The sequence below is a fragment of the Limnovirga soli genome (genome assembly GCF_013106755.1).
GTDB classification, from domain to species: domain Bacteria; phylum Bacteroidota; class Bacteroidia; order Chitinophagales; family Chitinophagaceae; genus Limnovirga; species Limnovirga soli.
The window spans coordinates 72,675-95,552 of sequence record NZ_WHPF01000002.1; the positions used below are offsets into that span (position 1 = coordinate 72,675).

Sequence of the window (22,878 nt, forward strand, 5' to 3'; positions counted from 1 at the left end):
GTAATTTTAGATGGCAATATTTGTTACCAGTGCAAGCTTTTATTGTATACTTCAGTCAGTCTATAATATTAGTATAGTATATTGCAGGTTTACAATAAATAAATAGCATAACGGGGAATTTTGATGATGTTGGATTTAATTGATATGGTAAAAAAATCGGGCTGGTGGCATAAAGCAAGCTGCTGTATAGATAGCCATTACAGTAATATGAGCGGTATTATGCTAACTGATCATTTACTGGCTGTAGCAGAAAATATTGAAGCAATTTTTGCCCAAACCAATTATGGCTTTTTTGCTGAACTTTTTTGCGCCTTGGAAGACCTCCGGCTGGATAAGGAAACCGTTAAAAAGGAATTGCTGCTCGTAGCGCTTTTACACGATATTGGTAAAACCCAGCACGATAAAATGCTGCACATCATCCATCCCCTTAATCAAAAGCTGGTAATTAAAAGGCATTCCATTGTAAGTGTTTATGCCGCTATGGAAATATTTGGCCAGTATGCCGGATTGCCTGAAGACGAAAAGCAACGTATGTACTGGTGTATAGAACAACACGATATTTCCTACGGCCTCTACCGCCAATATAAAGAAGCAGGCATTATACCTGGTCTGGAGAAATGGAAAAAATTAAACGATAAAATTATCAACCGTGATGGAGCAGGCCTAATGTACCTGCTCATTTTTAAATTGGCTGATATCCACGGCCACGCCAATATAAGCGATGTAATATGGTTTTATAATACTGTTCAGCAAAAATACTTCAAACCACTGGGCCTGTATCTTCCCATTCCCGTAGAAAGTGATATGCGTTAACCCTTTTTGCCAGATTTTTTTTATTGGCCAGGCAGTAGTTACATCAATTAAACTTTACTTGCGTCGCACTCTTGTACACCGGAATTGCTATTCGGCAGGAGCCTTTTTCTAAAATCAATTAACAGATTTTACCACGCCCTTTGCCACGTGAATAAAATAGAGCTTTTTATTCTCAATATAATCCGGCACCTGCGAGGTAATGCTCAGTTTTACCGGCTCAAATCGATAATTATTAGAAATTCTAAAAGAAATATCAGAAAGGTTATTCAGTATATCCCCATTGTATTTTACCAGTAACTTACTAAAATGGTACATATTCTCAAATCCCTTAAACACCATGTCAGTAGGCCTTGCAAAAAATGTAGATTTATATTTATCTGTAATATTCACAATGGCTATATCTGCTTTATTAAATTGATAGGGAGTAGAGTAAATTATTTCCATTTTATCATTGGCATTCCTAAAAGCAGGCTTTAAACCATCCCAGGTAGGCATCCCCATTACGGTGCAAGGATAGCTGTTGGCGCTTTCCAGGTTTTTAAGCAATAAGTTGCCAAATTTTTCATCCAGACTGCCACAGATAATAACATTCTGTTTGGTGCTATCCAATAAAGGTAATAGTTGTGCTGCCGTAAAATCATCCGGCATTAAAATTGATTTATAATTAATAGGGTAGGTCTTTTTACCAGCTTCTGTAAACATGGATTGAATCTTATCTTCCAATATACCCTTTCTGGTCACATACACATATTTTGCTACCGGGTAAGCGCGTTGCAGGTATTTATACATCGCTTCAACATGCGTTTTCAGCGAACTGTTTATCATCAAAAAAAACGGATTGGCACTTATATAATTGTCATTGGGGTAAGTAGCCGAAACCAATGGAATATTATGGTTAAAAGCAAATTCCGCAAATACCTTTTGCTCAACTGAATTGGTAAAAGAAGCAATAATCAACTCGCTATGTACCGCTTCTACTTCCTGTGATAATTGTAAAGGAGTTGTTCCAGTTTTCTTGGTATCAAACACCCACACTTCCATCTCAATACCTTCCTTTTGCAATGAGTCAACAGCCATCATAGCCCCATTGTAAAAATCCAGCCCCGGTAAATACATTTTAGGAATATTGGTACTCCCCAATTTGTAGCCGTTATCGTCAAATGCAGAATCCAGATATAATGGTGCCAGAATAACCACCTTTTTTACCCCGCTATTATTGTCTTGCGCAAAAACCTTACTGCCAAATAGTAAAATAGCAAGGTTTATCAGTAAACAATAGCGCAGGTAGATATAAGTTCTTCTTTTCATTGTAAAAGTTATTCCATCCGCATTTTTTGCAATGGTATAATAGGTATACAATTATATTGCCAGAATAGGTTTTGTTGCTTTTATTCCCATTCTATGGTTGCCGGTGGCTTACTGCTAATATCATATACCACGCGGTTAATGCCTCTTACATTGTTTATAATACTGCTACTCATATCAGCCAAAAACTCATAGGGCAGGTGTGCCCAATCCGCTGTCATCCCATCTACTGATGTTACTGCACGTAATGCCACCGTAAACTCATAAGTTCTTTCATCACCCATTACACCTACACTTTTTACCGGCAATAAAATGGTACCTGCCTGCCAAACCTTACTATATAGCCCCGCATCCTTTAATCCCTGTATGTAAATATGGTCAGCGTCTTGTAATAGTTTTACCTTTTCTTCGGTAATATCACCTAATATACGAATGGCAAGTCCCGGGCCCGGGAAAGGATGCCTGTCAATCATTTCTGCCGGAATACCCAATTCCCTGCCTACTTTTCTTACTTCGTCTTTAAATAAGAACCGCAAAGGTTCTACCAGTTCCAGGTGCATAATATCGGGTAAACCACCCACATTGTGGTGCGATTTTATCGTTTGCGATGGTCCATGCACACTTACACTTTCAATCACATCCGGGTAAATAGTACCTTGTCCTAAAAATTTCACACCACTCACTTTTTTCGATTCTTCATGAAATACATCTATAAACAATCCACCAATAATTTTGCGTTTGGTTTCCGGGTCAGACTGGCCTTTTAACTTATCATAAAATAATTGCTTGGCATCTATGCCCTTAACATTCAGGTCTAATTGTTTATAGGTATCTAAAACCTGCTCAAATTCATTTTTACGCAATACGCCGTTGTCAACAAAAATGCCATGTAATCTATTGCCAATCGCCTTACTAATCAGGGTAGCGGCAACCGTACTGTCTACACCACCACTTAATGCCATTATCACATGGGCATCACCAATTTGCTTTTTTAGTTGTTCCACTGTTTCGTGAACAAAAGAAGCAGGTGTCCAGTCTTGCTTACAACCACAAATATTTACCAAAAAATTGCTGATGATTTTCTTGCCTTCCACCGAATGATACACTTCCGGATGAAATTGCAACCCATATAAAGGCTGTGTTTCACTGCCCGATTTTTTAAAAGCAGCCACCGGTATACTATCCGTTGTAGCCAGCAACTCAAATCCTTCAGGCAATTGGGTAATAGAATCACTATGGCTCATCCAAACCTGAGAATCTTCGGCCACACCTTCAAAAAGCGCATCAGTGGTCTGTCTGTTCATTTTAGCTCGGCCATATTCTCTTTTGTTCGATTTGTCAACCCTTCCCCCAAACAATTTTGCCGTAAGTTGTGCGCCATAACAAACACCCAAAACAGGTAATTGGCTAATAAGAGTCGCAATATCCACCATCGGTGCTTTCTCTTCATTCACGCTAAAAGGCGAACCGCTAAGTATAATTCCCTTTAAACTGCTGTCTGAAACAAAGGGTTTATGATAGGGAATAATCTCACAAAATACATTTGCTTCTCTAACTGCACGGGCTATTAATTGGGTATATTGGCTGCCAAAGTCGAGAATAAGTATTTTTTCAGTCATAACTAGGTGTAAAATGTTTAGTAAAATGCCTGGTGTTCAGGCTGTAAAATTGCTGCGAAGGTAATAGAATTTTAAAATGTTGCGGTTAAATTGGATTTTGTCCGCTTAAAGAACTTAACTGCCATCGTTTCACAACATTTCTATAATTTTCCACTACCAAAACTGCAATCAACATGAGAAAAATCTATCTGTTCCTGGGGGTAGCCATCGTTACCCTGGCGTCTTGTAATAACATCTTAAACAAAACGGTGCATGGCAATGGCCATATTGCCAACGAAAAAAGAGAGGTAAGCAATACCGACCATATTGAAACCTATGGCGATTTCGATATCCAGATCATCCAGGGTGATGTATCCGGTGTAATCGTAGAAGCCGATGAAAACCTATTGCCTTATATTGTTACAGAAGATAAAGACGGGCACCTCGAAATACGCCCCAAAGAATACTACAATCTTTCCTCCGATAACAAAATCAAAGTAATTGTTACCACCAAAAAGCTACAATCTGTAGCGGTGGCCGGAAGTGGTAATGTAACCGGTCAGGGAAAATTCTCCGGCAGGGACAATCTTTCAGTAGAAATTGCTGGCAGCGGCGATATTACCCTCGATATCAACACCCCGGAGGTAAAAGCTAATATTGCCGGCACCGGTAATATCACGCTTTCAGGCGAAACAAAAGATACCAAATTAGAAATTGCCGGCGTAGGCAGTTATAAAGCCGAAAATTTAAAAAGCGAAAATGTAGAAATTCATATTGCCGGCAGCGGCAATGCAAGGGTATTTGCCGAAAATGTGCTCGACATTCACATTGCCGGTAGTGGTGATGTGTTTTATAAAGGCAATGCCAGCGTAAAACAGGAAATTGCCGGCAGCGGTAATATCAAAAAAATTGACTAATAATATTCCGCATTCACCCATGCCACTTTGCAAAAGCCCAAAACGCTACCGCAAAGTGGCATTGGTATTTTTACCCATTCCCAATTCCATAAACCCAGCCAAAGAAAGCAGCCCTATTTGTAGCCCGGCAAACCAACAATATTCAACTTCTCTTGCGTCGCACTCTTGTGCTGTAACAAGTAATGCAGCTTTTACCGAAATACCAAAAGCACAAAACCAAATATGCCTCTCTTTTATATAAATATCAATAGATGTCCAGCACTTGGTATACAGGAACATAACTTGCAGCTAAGGTTTGAAATTCATAACTTTATGTAATGCATAACAATAATATACGTTCCGTTTCAGCCTTCAATAATGACCTAAAGCTAAAAGGTTTTAATGTGTTCCAAATAGAAAGTGATGCTAATGCTACACGTATTTATAGCCGCAAGGACTTTTATAAAATTTGTCTAACTACAGGGAAAAGTATTATTCACTACGCCGACAAAAGTTTTGATGCCCAGGGCACTGTTTTGTTTTTTGGAAACCCACACATCCCTTATTCCTGGGAAACTGTTTCAACAAGCTATATTGGATATACTTGCTTGTTTTCTGAAGCGTTTTTAAAATCAGAACGTTCAGAAAGCCTGCAAAATTCACCTCTATTTAAAATTGGCGGCACCCCCATCTTAAATATCACAGAGCAGCAAAGGGATTTTTTAAGTACAATTTTCATAAAAATGATAGAGGAACAACAAACTGATTATGTGTATAAAGACGACCTCATTCGTAATTATATTAATTTAATTATTCACGAAGCCCTAAAACTGCAACCTTCCGAAAATTTTGACCAGCACAGAAACGCTTCATCCAGAATTACTGCTGTTTTCCTCGAATTGTTAGAAAGGCAATTTCCTATTGAAGACACACAAAAGCCACTTCAGTTAAAAACAGCACAGGATTTTGCAAAAAACATGAATGTGCATGCTAATTACCTAAATCGCGCTGTAAAGGAAATTACAGGTAAACCTACTACTACCCATATATCAGAGAGAATTATCACCGAAGCAAAAGCATTGTTGCAGCATACCGATTGGAACATTGCTGATATTGCTTATGCACTTGGCTTTGAATATCCTACCTATTTTAATAACTTCTTCAAAAAACACACAGGTACTAATCCAAAGTCATTACGGGTACAAGAGGTTTGATATCCTTAATGATTGGTTTGATATTCATTATAGTTAGTAGTATTGTCGTCGGTATTTTTGCAGATTAAATCCGTTTTATAAATGGTATTGTAAAAGCCATTTTGTAAAGTATAGCTTTTAATGCAATACCTGCTTTAAGAAAAGGAAAGTGGGTCAATAATATACCTTTTATAATTACACCTTTTTAATTGGTGCTATCTATTATCATCTTATTTGTTGCACCTCAAAATGCATCAGCTGTGTAAATAATAAAAAAATGTAAAATGAAAATCACCTTCGCTTTTTTATTGAGTATAAGCTGCATTCAACTGTTTGCTTGTACTACAACTAATGAAAATAACAAAATACATTATCCTGATAACACAATAAACATAGATACTACTAGCATGAAAATTATAATTGGCGATGCTGTTTTTACTGCCATATTAAACAACAATGCAACAGTAAAAGCCTTCAAAGCAAAATTACCTATAACGCTCAAAATGAAAGAGTTGAATGGAAATGAAAAGTATGTTGAATTACCCGAAAACCTTCCCAATAACGGAGTAAATCCCGGAACCATCCAAACCGGAGATATAATGTTATATGGATCAAACATTTTGGTGCTGTTCTACAAATCTTTTTCAACCTCTTACAGCTATACACGAATAGGTCGAATTGAAAATTCCACAGGTTTATCTAAAGCGTTGGGTGCAGCAAATGTTACAATAACTTTTGAGGCTGATTAAAACGCTAACTAAAAATAAACTTTAAAAAGAAAACAAAAACTATGCAAGCCAAAACCAACTTTTTAAAGCTTTCCCTTTTGATTCTTCTAATACTAAACACCAATTCAATGAATGCACAAAATAATATAAACGAAAGCCATCCTTTAAATGTACAGCAACAATGTATAGTAAGCATTGCCGCATTAACCGCCGTGGGAGATATCCCCCATTTAAAAACCCAATTAAATCAGGGGCTAGATGCTGGATTAACTATTAATGAAATAAAAGAAGTATTGGTACAGCTATATGCTTATTGCGGTTTTCCACGCAGCCTTAATGGTATCAACACTTTTATGATTCTCATAGAAGAAAGAAAGGCAAAAGGAAAAATAGATGTGGAAGGCGAGGATGCTTCACCCATACCTTATGAAGCAAACAAATACAACACTGGAAAGCAAACTTTGCAAACGCTTACCGGCCAGGAAGAAAAGGGGCCAAAAACGGGAGCCAATGCCTTTGCGCCAATCATTGATACATTTTTAAAAGAACATTTGTTTGCAGATATCTTCAGTCGGGATGTACTTACCCATCAACAGCGTGAATTAGCAACTATTTCAGTGCTTTCAGCTATGGGTGGTACTGCGCCCCAGCTGCAGTTTCACCTGGCAGTAGGGCTCAATATCGGCCTTTCGCAAGCACAATTAATACAAATCTTTTCTATAATTGAAACACATATTGGCAAGCAGCAGGCACAAATAGCCAGAGATGTATTAAGCAGCATGGCAAAATAAATAGCAATACCATTTATAAGTTAACCAGTTTAAATCAATCAACATGAAACAAACACCGAAAAACACCACCAGAAAAAATTTCATACAAAAATCTGCATTATTAGGTGCAGGCCTTATGCTTACTTCAACTACAAAGCTATTTTCCACCTCAAAAACAGCAAACTCTATGGGCACTAATATAAAATCAAAAGGCTATGCCGGGAATGACGAACTGGGAAATATGGCATTATGGAATTTTGAACGCCGGCCAATTGGCGATAATGATATTTTGATTGAAATAAAATATTCAGGCATTTGTCATTCAGACATACACACCATCAAAGGGCATTGGGGGAAACAACAATATCCGCAGGTACCGGGTCACGAAATTGCCGGCATAGTCACTGCCGTTGGCAAAGAAGTAATTAAATTTAAAGTGGGTGATAAAGCAGGTGTAGGCTGTATGGTAAATAGTTGTATGCAGTGCGAAAGCTGCAAAAACGGTGAAGAGCACCATTGCGAAACAACAGGAATGGTAGGCACTTACGGCTCACCGGAAAAAACATCGCCAACAGGAATTACGCAAGGCGGTTATGCCAATAACATAGTGGTAACAGAGTATTTTGCAATTAAAATTCCCGCCAGCATGCAATTGCAATATGCAGCACCTTTGCTTTGTGCAGGTATCACCACTTATTCTCCATTAATGAAATTAAAAGTAAAAAAGGGCGATAAGGTCGGCGTGGTTGGCATAGGTGGTTTGGGGCATATGGCAATCAAATTAGCAGTTTCAAAAGGGGCAGAAGTATATGCTTTTACTACCTCTCCTTCAAAAGTAAACGATATCATGGCATTTGGCGCAAAACAGGTAATTGTGGTAGATGCCACAGAAAAATTGAAGCCCTGGTTTGGCAAATTAGATTATATTATTTCCACAGTTCCCTATGCGTATGATATGTCAAACTATATTTCCTGTGTAAAACCTTACGGCTATTTCACACAGGTGGGGCAACCAATTAACGGAGAACTCACCATCAATAATTTCAACATGATTTTTAACCGCGTTAACTTCAACGGTTCATTAATTGGTGGTATTCCCGAAACACAGGAGGTAATGGACTATTGTGCCGAAAATAATATCTATCCGCAAATACAAATCATTAAAGCCAACGAAATTAACGATGCCTGGAAAAAAGTTGTCAATAAAGAAGCCCGGTACCGTTATGTAATAGATGCCTCTACTATTTAAATTGAAATTTATGGAAACAAACCAAATATTCCCCCAGGGACAGCAACTACCAAACGAGTGGTTTACCGGAAATGCTTTTCTAACACCTTTGGTGGCAAAAGACAAAAACAATCAATTTTCAGTAGGCTGTGTAACATTCTTACCCAATGCAAGAACTGTTTGGCACACGCATCCAAAAGGGCAGGTGTTAATTGTAATTGAGGGCAATGGCTTTTATCAGGAAAAAGGAAAGCTGGCACAACCAATAACCAAAGGCGACGTGGTAAATATTCCCGAAAACACCGAGCATTGGCATGGCGCAACGGCTACACATAAAATGGTGCATATTGCTATCACCAATTACGAGGAAGATGTGCAGGTAACCTGGTTGCAACCAGTTTTAAACGAGGATTACCAAAAGGTAAACGAAAAATAATGATGCATTTGATCGTACTGCAGGCTCCCACAATGGTAATACATAGGCAATCGCTGTTTCCTTAATCAGCTAAAATTGCTATTGCCGGCAACCAATACGCTGCCGCATGCAGGCATGCTTGTTTTTACCCAATGCCATAAACTTAAACAAATAAAGCAGCCATATTTGTAGCCAGGCAAACCATCAATATTCAGCTTTTCTTGCGTCGCACTCTTGTGCTGCTGCAAGCATTTCAGCTTTTACCATAGCGAATTTCTAAGCGAATATGGTAGTTTACATCACTTGTACCTGCAAGTGGTAGTCTTTTATTTAATAAGCTTAAGCACTTGCTGTTTACCGTTTATAGTAACGCGTACAAAATAAAGGCCAGTGGTTAAATCTGCCGTATTAATGCGCCTTGTGTAACTGCCCGCCATTAATGTTTCCTTGAAAGCATAAACAATCCTGCCATCTAATGATAATAGGTCAACTGAAACACTTGAAGTAACCTCAATAGGTAATTGCAATATTGTAAAGTCCATTGTTGGGTTGGGATAAAGTGTAAGCGCAATGCTTTTTCCAACAATGTTTTGCGTTATTGCTGCTTGTGCAACAGCATCATTGCAGTTTACAACAAACAAAGTTGTATCTCTTACAGGTACAATATAATCAACCAGGGAAACAATGGTATCAATTCTTTTGTTTACATGCAGCTTTAAAACCTCAAATTGTATATTTGTTGCCGCAAGGTTAATCTGAGGTAATTCGTATATAGGGCAAATCCTCCCAATAGAATCGTATTTTCTAATCTCATATCCATCAGTTAATCTGGTAGCTGTGGCTAGACTTTTGCCTTTTTGAATTAAAGTGCCAAAACCATAGGAAGGAAACTTTATAACACCGTCGTTTACCATTTTTTGTAATACCAGCGGGTCATAATCTATCATTTTGGTGTCGGCGATGGTAGCACTGTCATTAATTGTGGCATAAGTATATAAATTTTTATAACCCGTTGAAGAGCCGGTATATGCGCTGTACCCACCCAGCATAGTTATTTTGCCGTTTTTTTCTGTTACCTCCAGCGGCCAGCCCGAATCGTATAAACCCTCCGTTGCAACTTCCCTTAGCGATACCGCACCATCCCTGTTTATCTTAATAAGATTGGTGTTTGAAGAATTTTCAAAATCAACATAATTGTGAGTTCCCCCTACTAAAAAGTCCCCCTTTTTCGTTATGGAAAATACAGAGGAATAATAACTGTCTCCCCTGCCAACAAAACCAAGGTTGCCCAGTCCGGTTTGAAAAATCAAATCACCCGCCCTGCTAAAAATGGATATTTGAGGTTTATTATTGGCAAAAATATCGTCAATTTTTGTATCATATAGCAACGCAAAATCACCTGATGAGGTTTCCTGCATATGCACGGGGTAAATAAATTGGTTGTCTTTTACCTGAAATCTTTTGGCCCATTGCACATCGCCATCGCCATTACATTTAATAAGTAGACCATAATTCAGGTTGGTAGAATCAACACGGTCTTTTATAAAAATTAGCACTCCATTATCTGCTGTACCAAGCATTTTTACTTGTGGATAATAATAGTTGGTAGTAAATATTTTCTGCCATTTGGGTATACCTGATTTATCCAACCTGCTGCAAAAAATATGATACTTAAATGTAGCACCAATCTGTACGGTAGAAGAAAAAAAATAGTCATTATTCTTTGCCATTGTAACATCATAAAAAAGGGTAGCACCTTTTATGCTTGCTGAAAAGGTTTGAGCTTTTGCCCTACTTGTGGTGCAACAAATTATTAAACAAATAAGTACAGCAGCAGAAATTTTCATAATAAGCATTTGGTTGAAAGGTATTACAGATTTTTACACTATTACTATTTGCTTATTATGAATGCCTTAATAAAGAATTAAGAAATCAACTTCAAGCAAATAAAGCAGCCATATTTGTAGCCCTGCAAACCAGCACTATGCAACTTCTCTTGCGTCGCACTCTTGTGCTGTAACAAGTAATGCAACTTTTACCTTGGGTAGCTATTTCACTTGCGTATATCCAGCTTTTAGAGGTAAATATACGCTACTATTATTGGCAAGTTTCGTATATATTTGAGTTGCCAGTAATTGTATGAAAACACTACTCACGTTGATAATCTTGACTTTGACGACTTTTGGTTGCTCTAACAAACAGACACCAAAAGACGAAAAATCAACTGTGACAGAAACTCAAATAACTGATACAATATTTAAACAAGTTGCCGGCTTTCCGACAATTAAAGACACGACCAAATTCATAGCTGACCTACGACAAATTTTCGAGCTTGAAGTTGACGAAAGTTCATTTCAAAAGGCAAACGAGAAAATCACGACATTTAAGAAAGTGAAAATTTATGGTTCTGACAATGATTTGTTTTTTATTGAGTATGACTACCGTGACGGTTCTGGTGCAGCCTTTCCGTGGAAATATCAAATACTCATAACGAAAGACGGTAAACTTGTAAAAACTTTATCGGGACAACGATTTGAATTTGTTGAGATTTTTAAAAATGAAAATCCGTTTTTACTTATAGTTACTGGAACTTCCAAGGGAAACGGTGGACACGAACTTTATAAATTTTCGGCAGACACATTAGAAAATGTTTATGAAGGTTATTTTGACTACGCCATTAGAACTTATGACGCTCATCAAGACAATAGAATTTACGAACCAAACGAGTTGACTTTAAAAGTAAAAGACTTCAACAATGATGGTTACAATGACATTTCATTTTACGGAACAATTGTGCTTATTCAAGGACAATCAAAAAATGGAGACTGGTTTGACAGCGAAACAATAAACGGGAAGACCATAACTTATTCGGTTGACAACCCATTCAAGAAAATTCCTGTAGAATTTGTGTTTCTTTACGACAAACAAACTGGATACTTTAAAGAAAGAGAAAATTACACAGAAAAATATGGACTTGATGACTAACGAACGAAAAACAACTACTGGTAACAGGCGTTTTGCAAAAAAGCGGGTTCAGTGCTTAAATGAAGTTTTGTGCTTCGTATCAAGTTCAGTGCTGAAAGAAAGTTTAGTGCTTCTAAAACCGCTTCTTCGCCAACCGCCAAAACGTTATAGCCAATTTTAGGATACGACACATAATAGAAATGAAATTAAGCTCGACAACAAAGACAATTGGAATTATGGTGCTTATAGCATGTTATATTTCGTTTCCGTTTTTTAAGATAAAATACTTCGAGTCACTGACATCATTGAAACTCATTTACCATAATTTTTTTATTCCAATTGTTTTATTATCGGCTATTGGGTCTATTATAGTTTATGTAAAATATTTGAGACAACTAAATCCAAAGACAAACTCGAAAGTAAAAGTAGTATTTCAAGACCTTTTCACTACAGTAACTTTGACGGGAATAGTTTCAGCTATTTTAGTAGGCATGACAGTTTCAACTATCGTGACAACAAACGCATATTGTGGACAATCAAAAGATGTTTTAGTTGTTGGGACAGTTGTTGACTATTCAGAAAGTACTACTAAGTGGGGCAGACTCAGACATAGAATAAAATTTATAAGTTCGTACGACAAGAAACTGAAGGACTTTGAAGTTTACAGAAAATATGAAATTGGTGAAGAGTTTAAAAAAGATATGAAAATGGGCACATGGGGACAACTTTACTCAATAGACTGACAAGAAAAATAGGCTATAACAGCACATTGGCAATAGGCGGGGTTTCGTCTCCGCTTGACAGTTTTGTGCTAACCGAAAGTTCAGTTCTCCGAACTAACTTTTGTGCTGAAAATCCCGCCCTTCGCCAAGCCGAAAAACGTTATAGCCTATTTTTTGTAACACGCTAAATTTTCTATATTATGACAGTAAAATCGCTCAAAGTCAGAAATATTTCTTTTGTATTATTAACGGTCTTCTTTTTAGCGTTTGCATTTCTTGCTTTAAAACCATTACCAAAAGCGTCACTAAGTAATTGCATTAAATATTCAGACGTGGTTTCAGAAGTTTCAAAAGGTGATGGCGAAGGGGATATTGTAGTTAAGCTAAAGAATAGCAATAATTATTATTACATCAACAGAGCAATTGACTACGGCTATTCAGTTGAAGTACTCAAAGAAAAACTTGTTGGTAAAAAAATTGAATTGCTTGCAATTTCACATTGGACACCGTTAGACCCTGCTTCAAAAACCAAACACATCGCTGAAATAAAAACGGATGGTGTGCTTATTTATAGCGAATTATAATCCTCCATAAACTACCCGCAACAAACGGTTTTGGGCAATGGTGGCTGGATAAAAATATTTCTGCCAACTGCATCACTAATCTTCAGCTTTAGTTTTTAACTTCAAATAAAAAAAATCAACTGCGGTTCCGGGTGGAAGGTTGGAAAATTCCACATCTGCTCAAAGCTACCAACCTTAGCGTTCATGCTATGAAAACAACAAGAAGCATATTTACAGGTCTTTTTTTACTGCTGTCCAGTTGCAACCCGACAACTGACGACAGGAAAAAGTATATTGAAAGCGAACCAACTTTTTTCGAGTTACGCAATGGCGACTGGTTGACAAATAAGTGGATTAGAAAACCTGAAAACCTTTTAACAATTCACGAAACTTTTAAAAAGTTTGGTTACACAAAACTCATTCCTGGCCATTTACTTCATGATAACCCACTTATCATTCAAGACATCTATATTAACCGACCAGGTAAACAATTGCTTGATAGCCTTGAACTTACTTACAACCAGACCTACATTCAAGGAAAGTATTACAGAGAGTTTTGGCAAAGACGAAAAGCGGAAAAAAATGACAGTGTTGTTTACATTATTATCAAAGATATAAATTCGGCAATCAGTGCAGGACTTGCTTCGCAGGACGCAAATGCATCTGTAGTAAACGACACGTTATTACAACTTTTGCAAATTGACTATCAAACTGACAGCTTAATCAAACAACTAGCCACACATAACTTTGAAACTTTAAGACGACTTGGTTTTCACCAATCAGCATACAACCTGCTTTTTGAAAGATACAAATACCAAGACATTAATTGGAATAGGGACAGTTTGGCAAAGACCTTACAACCATCGGACAAATTTATTTATCCCTGGTTTCAGGTCGACACAAAATGACAACCATAAATGAAGCACGAAACGCTAACAGCACCCTTGCAATAGACGGGGTTTTGCTTTCCTCAATCAATTTATTGATAGCCAAAAGTTTTGCGATCTGCAATAACGGTTGGGGTGAAAAGCCCTCCCATCGAAAATCTGTATATTGTTAGCGGGTATTGCAAAATAACAACATCAGCAATTTAAAATGACAGAGTATGGACAAATCAACAAAAAAAATAGTGTGGAACCAATTTGGAGCAAGCATTGATATGCTTATCAATGTGGTTTTAAATTGCCCCGATAACTATTTTGAACAAAATCTGAGATTTTATTATATCGCTTTTCACAGCACAATATTTCTTGACTACTATTTAACCATACCGCCAAAAGATTTTTTTCCTTCACTTCCTTTTACTCAAAAGGAACAGAAAGACAGACCAAAAGAAGCTATTGATGATTTAATTCCAGATAAAATTTATAGCAAGCAAGAAATTGTGGACTACCTTAAACAAAGTCGTGAAAAATGTAGGCTACTTATTGAATCTTTAACGGAAGAAAATCTAAAAGAAAGATTTAAAGAAGGAGATGAACCAAATGATATGAATTATCCTATTTTAGAGATTTTACTTTACAATATGAGACATACCCAACACCATACAGCACAATTGAATATGCTGTTAAGGCAAGACCTTGACAAACATATGGAATGGTCATTTAGAGCGGGAGACATACAAATAGATAGCATGTAAACATAAGCGAAGAAAAACAACAACCCGCTATCACGGTTTTTGCGTCAGGCGAGGTGAAGTGCAAACCTGGGGTTGTATACTTTCATTCAAATTCAGTGCGGCAGCATGTTTTGTGCACCAAAAACCACCCGAACACCAGGCCCAAAAACATTATACCAATTAAATAAACTTCATTTACAAAACGATGGACTCAGAAATAACACTCCAAATAATGCTTATCAAGCCCACGCCAAAAGTAGTTTTTGGTTTGCAAAAGGGATCTGGCAGCAATTACGAAACAATTCAAAAGCAAATGGCTACATCCAATGATTTGTCTTTTACGTTTTCAGTCAAGGTAAAAGGTGATAAATCAATAGATGCCTTTCCAAAATTCGCAGGGAGTTTTGTTCAGGGCCCTGCAGATAGCAAATTTGTATACATTGACATTGGAAAAACTGCTGGCCAATTTGACACAATTTGGTCCCGGCGACTTAAAGTTCCTTTATCTGGAATTAGCTGGAAAGATATAGATGCATTATCTGGCAATTCAATACTGCAGGCAATTGTTCCCGGAACTGGCAAAGATGGCGGGCCAAACTGCGCAACAGTAAAACCATTTACAGGTTGGCATCTCAAACAGGTATAGGCAAAGTGCAATACTGCAAACGGCCTGTAGCATGGGGTTTTATGCAAGTTGGACAGGCGGTATTAGCCATGCATTTATTCATTATTCAACTTCTCTTGCGTCGCACTCATGTACTGTAACAAGTAATGCAGCTATTACTTTGGGTAGTTATTGCGCTTGCGTATATCCAGTAAATAGGGGGTATATTTACGCTACTTTTATTGGCAAGTTTCGTATATATTTGAGTTAGCGGTCAGCTTAAGAGACAACCCAGAAATGAAAGACAAAGAAAAGTATATCGACAATTTCAATCAGCGAAGAGACTTTTTTCAGAAAAACTTTGCATTAAAAATCGGCAGACAAAGAACTGATCTTAAGAGCGAAGACATTTTAAAGAACTCTTGTCCTGTTTGTGGTTACTTGACTTTGGACGAAAGGGATTCGTTTGACATTTGTGCGATATGTTTTTGGGAAGACGATGGAATAGATGACTTTGAAGAGAATAATGAAAGCGGACCAAACCATATGACACTTAAAGAAGGACGTGAAATCTTCCAAAAAGCAAAAACAAAACTATTAACTGCAAACGTAAATGATGACAACTTAATTGACACTCTGAAAAGCACATTTATAAAACTAGACAATTCTATTGAACAAAATAATTTAGAAAAGTTTGAAATAATTAGGTTACAAAACGAAATTGTTGACTTGCTGACTAAAAACAGGGTGAATGGACTTGAAAAACTATTCGACAAATAAAAGCCGAACCGCTAACAGGCGTTTGGCAAAAAAGCGGGTTCAGTGCTTAAATGAAGCTCTGTGCTGTGAATCAAGTTCAGTGCTGGCAGACAGTCTGGTGCTTCGAAATCCGCTTCTTCGCCAAGCTGCAAAACGTTAGCTTACATTTTATGAGACTATTCGTTCTATTTGCTACTCTGATATTTTTAGTTTGCTCTTGCAATGACGCTGGACAAGGTAAAACGCTGTCGGTAGACACTTCAAAGGCAGAAATTTCAAGGACTATATATTTAGACACTAAAAGAAAAACTGACACAGCTAAAATCAACAAGACTAAATTTGCGCTTGACACCCTGCCAAACATTTCACTTGGCAAAATGACTTTGGTATCAAGCGGACAAATGTCGCCATACACGACTATAAAAATTAATGATTGCAAATTTGACTTAGTAACAAGTGGCAACGACACAATTTATTTGGCCACCAATGACAAAGCCTTTCAGACATCCGAAGGTTATAAAGTTGGAACAAAGTTTTCTGAACTGCCAAAAAACATTCAAGAAGATTTGACTAAAGAGCCAGGCTGGGGTTATTATTATAAATTGCCATCAGGCTGGACACTGGGATTTTGCGAAGGCAACTTTTGTACAGACCACTTGCCAAACAATTCATCAAGAGTGAAATGGATTTTTAAACGACATCTAGAAAAAAACGATAGCTAACATTTGGTTTTGTGCATGTTGTGTATGACAATGCAATATCAGCTAATTGCAAATCCAAGCTGCGGTTCGTTCAGGAAAATGAATCTCAACTTTAGTTCTTAAACTCAATTGTATATTTTCAATCAGTAGCGGTTTTCGGCAGACTGAATTCTATTACCCAGCCTGCATAAAGCCCTGCTAGTAGGGTGCAAAATCAGCGAAGGATACAACAGTATTTACACAAATAAACAAGGCTTAATTTGAAAAAAATGACCAAATACATATTAAAAGACAAATTTTCATACCCCATTACATACACTTTGTTTTGGGGTGGTTTACAATTTATACTCCATAAAGATGATTCGATTTTTCCTATGCTTACTTTATTATTAATTATGGTTTTAATTTTATCTCTCATTTTTTATTTTAAAACGGATAATTACATTCAAAAAATCCTGATTGAAAATGGATCAATTAATATTCAATATCAACAAAATTTCCTGGAGGGCAAACCGAATTTCTTTTCTACTAATACAAATTCAGTAATATCCTATAAATTCAATTCCCATTCAATTCTCGATTCTTCATATTCCATTTCAATTAAATATCTTGATGAAAAAAATCTTCATTATAAAATAATTTTGAAAACCAATAATGATGACATTTTCATAGACCTAATTTATCTATTAAAAAATCCACCCCCGCGGTTGAGCGCCTGACCAACGGCCTTGCAGCTATTACCTTGGGTTTTTATTGAACTTGCGTATATGTAGCTGATTGGGGTATATATACGTTACTTTTATAGGCAAGTTTCGCATATATTTGAGTTACCACCCATTTTGACCACCATGAGACTCATCCTGACATTAGTTTTGACAATTAGTTTGGTTTCGTGTTCGACAAATCACTTGGACGAAAAAACTCAGACAATTGAACTTTCTTATATAGCTTGGGGTTGCGACTGTGCAAATTGGGCAACATTGGACGACATTAGAAAATATCATGACTCTGGTGACACTCTTGCTGACTTAAGTATTTTTATAGAGCCCGCAAACGACTCTTTAAAGTTAGCCGACTCTATTTCATTCAATATGACTGTCGTTAAATTCACAGGACAGTTTTACAAATCAAAAGGCTTTCCAAAAGATTTTTCATCTTACGAGTGGCCCGACAAATCAAGAGTATTTCGATATACGAAGTATGAAATCGTAAATCGACCAAACGACAACTAAATTGCGGACACTTTCAAAAATGGACCTCGGCAAGCTAACTGCGGACAAAAAACGACGTGGTAACAGCGGTCTTGCGCCATTTTTTTGCGCAGTAACGCTCAAATGCATAACTTGGACTTAGCAAAAAAACGGACGCAAGGCCGCAAAACGTTGTGCGTTATAAGACTCAGATATTTCCAAAATGAAATACACAATAACCATAATGTTTTGTTGCATAACACTATTGTTAAGAGCGCAGGACAATATTCACTTAAATAGCCGGTCTGATACAGTTAATTACCTAATTCAACAAATAGCTCACGACCCCTCTGTTTCAATTTATTCTGCATCAATTATTCCAGTTTATTCAATTCAATTTTATCGAGTCACTTGCCTTTTTTCAATAATCACCAATGACGAAATGGTTGGGTTAGCAAAAAATGGACATGGAGCTATACGCGTATTTTCTTACATGGGTTTATATCTGAATAAAAGTGATCAATTGGAACAAATAAAAGAGCTTTTGAAAAATGATTCTTCAGAAGTGATAGATACTCAGGGATGCCTGATCAAAAAAACTACCGTTGGCAAAGTTATTATGGGTCTTAAAGAACCATGTTGGCAACACGAAATGAATTTATTTTTACTTCAAATAAAAAATAATGAGGATTTCAGAAAGGCAGTTTTCGAATCTATTGCAAGCAGTAATTAATCAAAATACATACAATTATTCAACTTCCCTTGCGTCGCAATCTTTTGCTATAACAAGTAATGCAGCAATTACCTTGGGTAGTTATTGCACTTGCGTATATGCAGCTTTTAGGGGTATATATACGCTACTTTTAATGGCAATTTTCGCATATATTTGAATTGAGTGTAATTCTTTGAGAACTTGCGAATTCTAACAATCATACTATTATTGACCTCTCTTTCAGCAGTTGGACAGACACCGCCTGACAGTGTTGTCATTACCATCAATACTTACGTTAATAACTTCTCTGACAGCGACAATATTTACCACACAGACAACTTCCCAATTATTCTTGACGGCAAAAAGTATTTCTTAAATGATGACAGAATAGCTAAATCAAAAATTCTTGAGTTGCTCAACGAGTTGACAAACCCAGGTAACACAAATAATTCTCTAGCAAAATATGAGCTTGACACTAATTGGATAAAAAGCAATCCTGCAAATTTACTTAGTCTCTATTCGGACAGAAATAGAATTGATTGGAATGAGCAACAAAAAGAATTCATTTTTAAGAAACTTACAGATTTGTCTTTCTACAATGAAGAACTAAACGACTTACTATTAAGTGGTCAAGGTTATACAATGCACCACAGATATAAAAATGAATACCTAATCAAATTCTATAACAATGGGATAATCTCGAATGAAATAAAATCAAGAAAGTATGTTTGGGGTTATAAAATGCCTTGGTTAAATCAATCAGGCGACACACTCTATAATTTTAATATTGAAACAAAACTCAAAGACATTCTTTCAACCAAAGAAAAATTAAAGGCACCCCTCAAAGGAGAAAAGTTGCAAAAATATTTGGTTAACAAGATTATTGACAATAATATGGCTTCTTTGTATAAGTTATCGGCATATTCGTACCAGAATGAAATTAACGAATTGAAAAGCGATTTTAGCGTTGTTTCATTTGAAGAAGTTTACGGAAGAGGCAGATATATATGGGATGAACCTAAGACAATGAAGATTGTGTTGAAAAACAATTTAATGTATGACAATGTAAGTCTTGTCTTTTTAGCTTCAAAATACGGCAACACAATTTATTCCAGAGACAGCATAAAAAATGATTACACCAACTATGTAAACAGAATTCAATCCGTAAAATTTATATCAGATTATTTAAAAGCAAATCCAACATCTAGGCTTGACATTTACTATTTTAACAACAAAGGAATTAACGATTATAATATTGAAAGTGTAAACAAAAACCCAACAACTTGGGCAAGGCACGACAAGTGGGTAGAAAGTTTAAGGTGGTCTGAGAAAAATAATATTAAAATGACGTTCGACATAGACCAATCAATTAAAACATCACAGCAGAATGACTGCGGATGCAACTACAGGTTTGACAAAAGTTATATTGAAAAGGCAATCTTTTTTGAAATAAACGATGCAACCAACAGCAGTTCCATTTGGTTTCTTTTGCCTGACAATACAGTGTTGTTGTACATTATGGACAATTTGACTGCATTAAATTTTAAACGTTCTGATTTTAATGACAATAAAGAATACGGCTTAATCTATCCTTGTGCCATATTTAACTCGAATGGACAAAAGGTTCCGAAATAGAACTTCACAGAACAGGCGGTTTGGCAATATGGCGGGGCGACGAACATATGCTCAACGTTTTATTTCCCCCCACCTTTAGCCCCCTAACCAACCTCCCTCACTTTTATCTACCCACCCATAAAAGCTGCATAGCATTACAGAAAGCACAAGAGTGCGACGCAAGAAAAGCTAAAAAAAGATATACAGATTGGCTACAAAAAACCCCGCTATTCGCAGGGCTTTTTTATTTTAATTAGTGGGTGGTGGTGGCGTAGGTGGCGTCGCCGGACTGCTGTCTATTACATAATCGTTGTACTTGGCTTCGTCTGTATCCTGGTAAAGGCTTTTGCCAATATTGCACAGTCGGCTGAATTCGGCAAACAGTTCGTTGCCGGCATTAATCCTTGTTTCGGCGGCAATATCCCGTGTTTTTATGGCATCGTCCTGTACATCTATCAGGTTGTCGAATGTAGCAGTGGCATCTTTTAATGCGTTAAGTACCTCTGCCGTAAGGCCATTTGCCTGCATGGCTGCCTGTTGGGCGGTGCCCACCCTAAATACACGTTTGCCAAGGCGATGCAAATCGTTGTCGGTCATTTCGTCCATGCCTTCAAAGCCAAAACTGCGGTAAATGCCTTTGCCATTAAATTTATCGTCTGCCATGCCTCTTATTGAGCGTATTTGCGCTTTAAGTACGGTGGCGGCGGCATCTTTGTTTTCGGTGGCGGTAGTTTTTTGGCCAAGCAATTCCTCGTCGGTGGGTAAATTGTCAAATGCTTCGTTTTTAGCAGCAAGCGCATCCAGGGTTGCGGTGATTACGCCACGTTTGTTAAAGTCTGTAATGTCGCGTGTAATACTAAGGATAAGGCTGTCAACTCTTTGTTTAAGGTCTGCATCGGTAAAGTTGTAGTTTCGGATTGGGGGATTTTTTGACATAGTAGTTTTGTTTTTGGTTGAAAGATTAATTGTATTTCTAATGTACAAATGCTTTTTTATTTGTAAAAAAACGGGCTAAAATTTTTTTTCTGCCATCTTAAGGCAAAGCTGCCCTTGCAAGGGCAACAGATAAAAAAGGGGCTCCCAAACCAAAAAAAGCTGCTTTAGCAGTTTGGGCAGCGTTTCCCGAAGCCAAAAAAAGGCGCTAAAAGCACCTGAGTGGGGCTCCGGAAGACTAAAATTGATGACAAGAAGACAGAAAAGGGGCTTCAAAAGCACTAAAAGGAGCTCCCGAAGCACCAAATGGAGCCAGTTTGACGGTTTTGGGGCTTCTTTATGGCTAAAGGCTGTTTGGGGCCTTGCTGCGGTTGAAATTATTAAGTTTTTGTGCTTGGCATGGTAAATTGCTGTTGGTAGTGGCGGGAGTTTTATGAGCCGGGCAGGAGGTTATTTGGGCATCGGTGTTGCGTCGCACACTTCCTCTGAAGTAACAATGATCGGCAAAGCGAAGATGGCAATATCGGTCTGACGGCTCAAAGCCGTCTGACCGTTATCCTTCATGTGCCTGTGTGTACCGATGGTTCATGAGCAATTGTACGGTAGTAGTTAATGGAGCTTTTAGGGAAGTGGATAATGAGGATTTGGTTTGAATAGAAAGACTTTTGGCTATTTTTGGGGTAGCGGCAAGCCTAAATAACATCCTTCAAAATGGCAAAAAAGACAATCCTATTATTTGTTCTTATAGCAATTAGCTTTACTTCTTGCGACCCGGGTATTGGGCTTGCAATAACTAACAAGACAGAAACTGAAAAAAGAATAAAAGTTATCTATCCAGCCAATTTTAAATTTCCAGGAGATATTCAATATAGTTTTGGAATTCGGGATTCAATAAAAACTTATGATTTGAATAAGGCTGAGAATTATCAGCATCCTTTTGTAGTTCCACGATTATCTTGGGACACAATAGCTATGACATACTCATTCAATTTAAAGGCAAATTATAGTGCGACAATTGAAAGTCGTTTTCTTGCATCAGCCCCAACTTATGGACAAGTTTTTATTATTGACAACAAGGACACAGTTGAATTAAAACGACACGGGAAAATATTTAGTAAAAAACCAAAATTGACGTTAGGCGGTACTTGGACTTATATTATTAAAGACCAGAAATAAAGAACAATGAACGAAGTTGAAAATTATATATCACGGTTTGAGCCTGAAATTCAATCAAGACTTAAAATTATGCGAGAACTATTTTTTGAAGTATTAGCAGACACCGAAGAAAGTATTCGCTATAAAATGCCAGCTTATAAAGTTGGTAAATATCATTTATACTTTGCTGCGTACAAAAAACATATTGGCTTTTATCCTGTTTATGGGCTGACAGAAATAGAAGATGAAATTTTAGTCTATAGAGCAAAAAAAGCTAAGGACAGTTTACATTTTCCTCACGACAAGGCTTTACCTATTGACTTGTTGAAAAAAATTATAAGATTAAAATCGTTATTGAATTGACTTAAGAAATAAACAACGAACCGCTAACAGCGGC

The 22,878-nt window shown here is 37.1% G+C and carries 23 protein-coding genes; 19 read left to right on the top strand and 4 right to left on the bottom strand.

Annotated features, from left to right (window positions below):
• Positions 1 to 123 precede the first annotated feature (123 nt).
• Positions 124 to 813: an HD domain-containing protein gene (locus GD597_RS02150; RefSeq protein WP_171606167.1), complete on the top strand. Its 690-nt coding sequence runs from the start codon at positions 124 to 126 to the stop codon at positions 811 to 813.
• 114 nt (positions 814 to 927) lie between these two features.
• On the opposite strand, the gene GD597_RS02155 is transcribed toward GD597_RS02150, so the two are convergent.
• The gene (locus tag GD597_RS02155; RefSeq protein ID WP_171606168.1) at positions 928 to 2,121 is read right to left on the bottom strand and encodes a hypothetical protein; all 1,194 of its coding nucleotides are present in this window, start codon (positions 2,119 to 2,121) and stop codon (positions 928 to 930) included.
• An 80-nt stretch (positions 2,122 to 2,201) separates the two neighbouring features.
• The gene (guaA, locus tag GD597_RS02160; RefSeq protein WP_171606169.1) at positions 2,202 to 3,737 is read right to left on the bottom strand and encodes a glutamine-hydrolyzing GMP synthase; all 1,536 of its coding nucleotides are present in this window, start codon (positions 3,735 to 3,737) and stop codon (positions 2,202 to 2,204) included.
• Between the two features lie 173 nt (positions 3,738 to 3,910).
• Between guaA and GD597_RS02165 the strand changes: the two genes are divergently transcribed.
• The 6 genes from GD597_RS02165 to GD597_RS02190 all read left to right on the top strand — a co-directional run bounded on the left by GD597_RS02165 (position 3,911) and on the right by GD597_RS02190 (position 8,967).
• Positions 3,911 to 4,633: a head GIN domain-containing protein gene (locus GD597_RS02165; protein WP_171606170.1), complete on the top strand. Its 723-nt coding sequence runs from the start codon at positions 3,911 to 3,913 to the stop codon at positions 4,631 to 4,633.
• A 317-nt stretch (positions 4,634 to 4,950) separates the two neighbouring features.
• Positions 4,951 to 5,826, top strand: coding sequence for a helix-turn-helix domain-containing protein (locus tag GD597_RS02170; protein ID WP_171606171.1), 876 nt, complete (start codon positions 4,951 to 4,953; stop codon positions 5,824 to 5,826).
• Between the two features lie 386 nt (positions 5,827 to 6,212).
• Positions 6,213 to 6,554 carry a cyclophilin-like fold protein gene (locus GD597_RS02175; protein WP_216368496.1) on the top strand — a complete coding sequence of 114 codons (342 nt, stop codon included), beginning with the start codon at positions 6,213 to 6,215 and terminating at the stop codon, positions 6,552 to 6,554.
• Positions 6,555 to 6,661: 107 nt separating this feature from the next.
• Positions 6,662 to 7,324 carry a carboxymuconolactone decarboxylase family protein gene (locus GD597_RS02180; protein WP_235954161.1) on the top strand — a complete coding sequence of 221 codons (663 nt, stop codon included), beginning with the start codon at positions 6,662 to 6,664 and terminating at the stop codon, positions 7,322 to 7,324.
• Positions 7,325 to 7,367: 43 nt separating this feature from the next.
• The gene (locus tag GD597_RS02185) at positions 7,368 to 8,552 is read left to right on the top strand and encodes an NAD(P)-dependent alcohol dehydrogenase (protein WP_171606174.1); all 1,185 of its coding nucleotides are present in this window, start codon (positions 7,368 to 7,370) and stop codon (positions 8,550 to 8,552) included.
• A gap of 10 nt (positions 8,553 to 8,562) precedes the next feature.
• On the top strand, positions 8,563 to 8,967 hold the full coding sequence (locus tag GD597_RS02190; protein WP_171606175.1) for a (R)-mandelonitrile lyase: 405 nt from the start codon (positions 8,563 to 8,565) through the stop codon (positions 8,965 to 8,967).
• 305 nt (positions 8,968 to 9,272) lie between these two features.
• On the opposite strand, the gene GD597_RS02195 is transcribed toward GD597_RS02190, so the two are convergent.
• Positions 9,273 to 10,676: a T9SS type A sorting domain-containing protein gene (locus tag GD597_RS02195; RefSeq protein WP_171606176.1), complete on the bottom strand. Its 1,404-nt coding sequence runs from the start codon at positions 10,674 to 10,676 to the stop codon at positions 9,273 to 9,275.
• Between the two features lie 409 nt (positions 10,677 to 11,085).
• On the opposite strand from GD597_RS02195, the gene GD597_RS02200 reads away from it, so the two are divergent.
• From GD597_RS02200 to GD597_RS02245, 10 genes are all read left to right on the top strand, one after another.
• Entirely contained in the window at positions 11,086 to 11,931 is an 846-nt protein-coding gene (locus GD597_RS02200; protein WP_171606177.1) for a hypothetical protein, read from the top strand.
• Between the two features lie 365 nt (positions 11,932 to 12,296).
• Positions 12,297 to 12,653 carry a hypothetical protein gene (locus tag GD597_RS02205; protein ID WP_171606178.1) on the top strand — a complete coding sequence of 119 codons (357 nt, stop codon included), beginning with the start codon at positions 12,297 to 12,299 and terminating at the stop codon, positions 12,651 to 12,653.
• 179 nt (positions 12,654 to 12,832) lie between these two features.
• The gene (locus GD597_RS02210; protein WP_171606179.1) at positions 12,833 to 13,216 is read left to right on the top strand and encodes a hypothetical protein; all 384 of its coding nucleotides are present in this window, start codon (positions 12,833 to 12,835) and stop codon (positions 13,214 to 13,216) included.
• 188 nt (positions 13,217 to 13,404) lie between these two features.
• Positions 13,405 to 14,103 carry a hypothetical protein gene (locus tag GD597_RS02215; RefSeq protein WP_171606180.1) on the top strand — a complete coding sequence of 233 codons (699 nt, stop codon included), beginning with the start codon at positions 13,405 to 13,407 and terminating at the stop codon, positions 14,101 to 14,103.
• Between the two features lie 197 nt (positions 14,104 to 14,300).
• Positions 14,301 to 14,834, top strand: a complete 534-nt coding sequence (locus tag GD597_RS02220; RefSeq protein WP_171606181.1) for a DinB family protein — start codon at positions 14,301 to 14,303, stop codon at positions 14,832 to 14,834.
• 184 nt (positions 14,835 to 15,018) lie between these two features.
• Positions 15,019 to 15,459 carry a DUF5990 family protein gene (locus GD597_RS02225; protein ID WP_171606182.1) on the top strand — a complete coding sequence of 147 codons (441 nt, stop codon included), beginning with the start codon at positions 15,019 to 15,021 and terminating at the stop codon, positions 15,457 to 15,459.
• Positions 15,460 to 15,714: 255 nt separating this feature from the next.
• Positions 15,715 to 16,197, top strand: a complete 483-nt coding sequence (locus tag GD597_RS02230) for a CPCC family cysteine-rich protein (RefSeq protein ID WP_171606183.1) — start codon at positions 15,715 to 15,717, stop codon at positions 16,195 to 16,197.
• A 149-nt stretch (positions 16,198 to 16,346) separates the two neighbouring features.
• Entirely contained in the window at positions 16,347 to 16,898 is a 552-nt protein-coding gene (locus GD597_RS02235) for a hypothetical protein (RefSeq protein WP_171606184.1), read from the top strand.
• A 1,392-nt stretch (positions 16,899 to 18,290) separates the two neighbouring features.
• The gene (locus GD597_RS02240; protein WP_171606185.1) at positions 18,291 to 18,800 is read left to right on the top strand and encodes a hypothetical protein; all 510 of its coding nucleotides are present in this window, start codon (positions 18,291 to 18,293) and stop codon (positions 18,798 to 18,800) included.
• Positions 18,801 to 19,007: 207 nt separating this feature from the next.
• Positions 19,008 to 20,414, top strand: a complete 1,407-nt coding sequence (locus GD597_RS02245) for a hypothetical protein (protein ID WP_171606186.1) — start codon at positions 19,008 to 19,010, stop codon at positions 20,412 to 20,414.
• A gap of 228 nt (positions 20,415 to 20,642) precedes the next feature.
• On the opposite strand, the gene GD597_RS02250 is transcribed toward GD597_RS02245, so the two are convergent.
• Positions 20,643 to 21,329: a hypothetical protein gene (locus tag GD597_RS02250; protein WP_171606187.1), complete on the bottom strand. Its 687-nt coding sequence runs from the start codon at positions 21,327 to 21,329 to the stop codon at positions 20,643 to 20,645.
• A gap of 708 nt (positions 21,330 to 22,037) precedes the next feature.
• Between GD597_RS02250 and GD597_RS02255 the strand changes: the two genes are divergently transcribed.
• Together GD597_RS02255 and GD597_RS02260 are read left to right on the top strand one after the other, a co-directional pair.
• The gene (locus tag GD597_RS02255) at positions 22,038 to 22,502 is read left to right on the top strand and encodes a hypothetical protein (RefSeq protein WP_171606188.1); all 465 of its coding nucleotides are present in this window, start codon (positions 22,038 to 22,040) and stop codon (positions 22,500 to 22,502) included.
• A gap of 6 nt (positions 22,503 to 22,508) precedes the next feature.
• Entirely contained in the window at positions 22,509 to 22,844 is a 336-nt protein-coding gene (locus tag GD597_RS02260; protein WP_171606189.1) for an iron chaperone, read from the top strand.
• Positions 22,845 to 22,878: the final 34 nt, after the last annotated feature.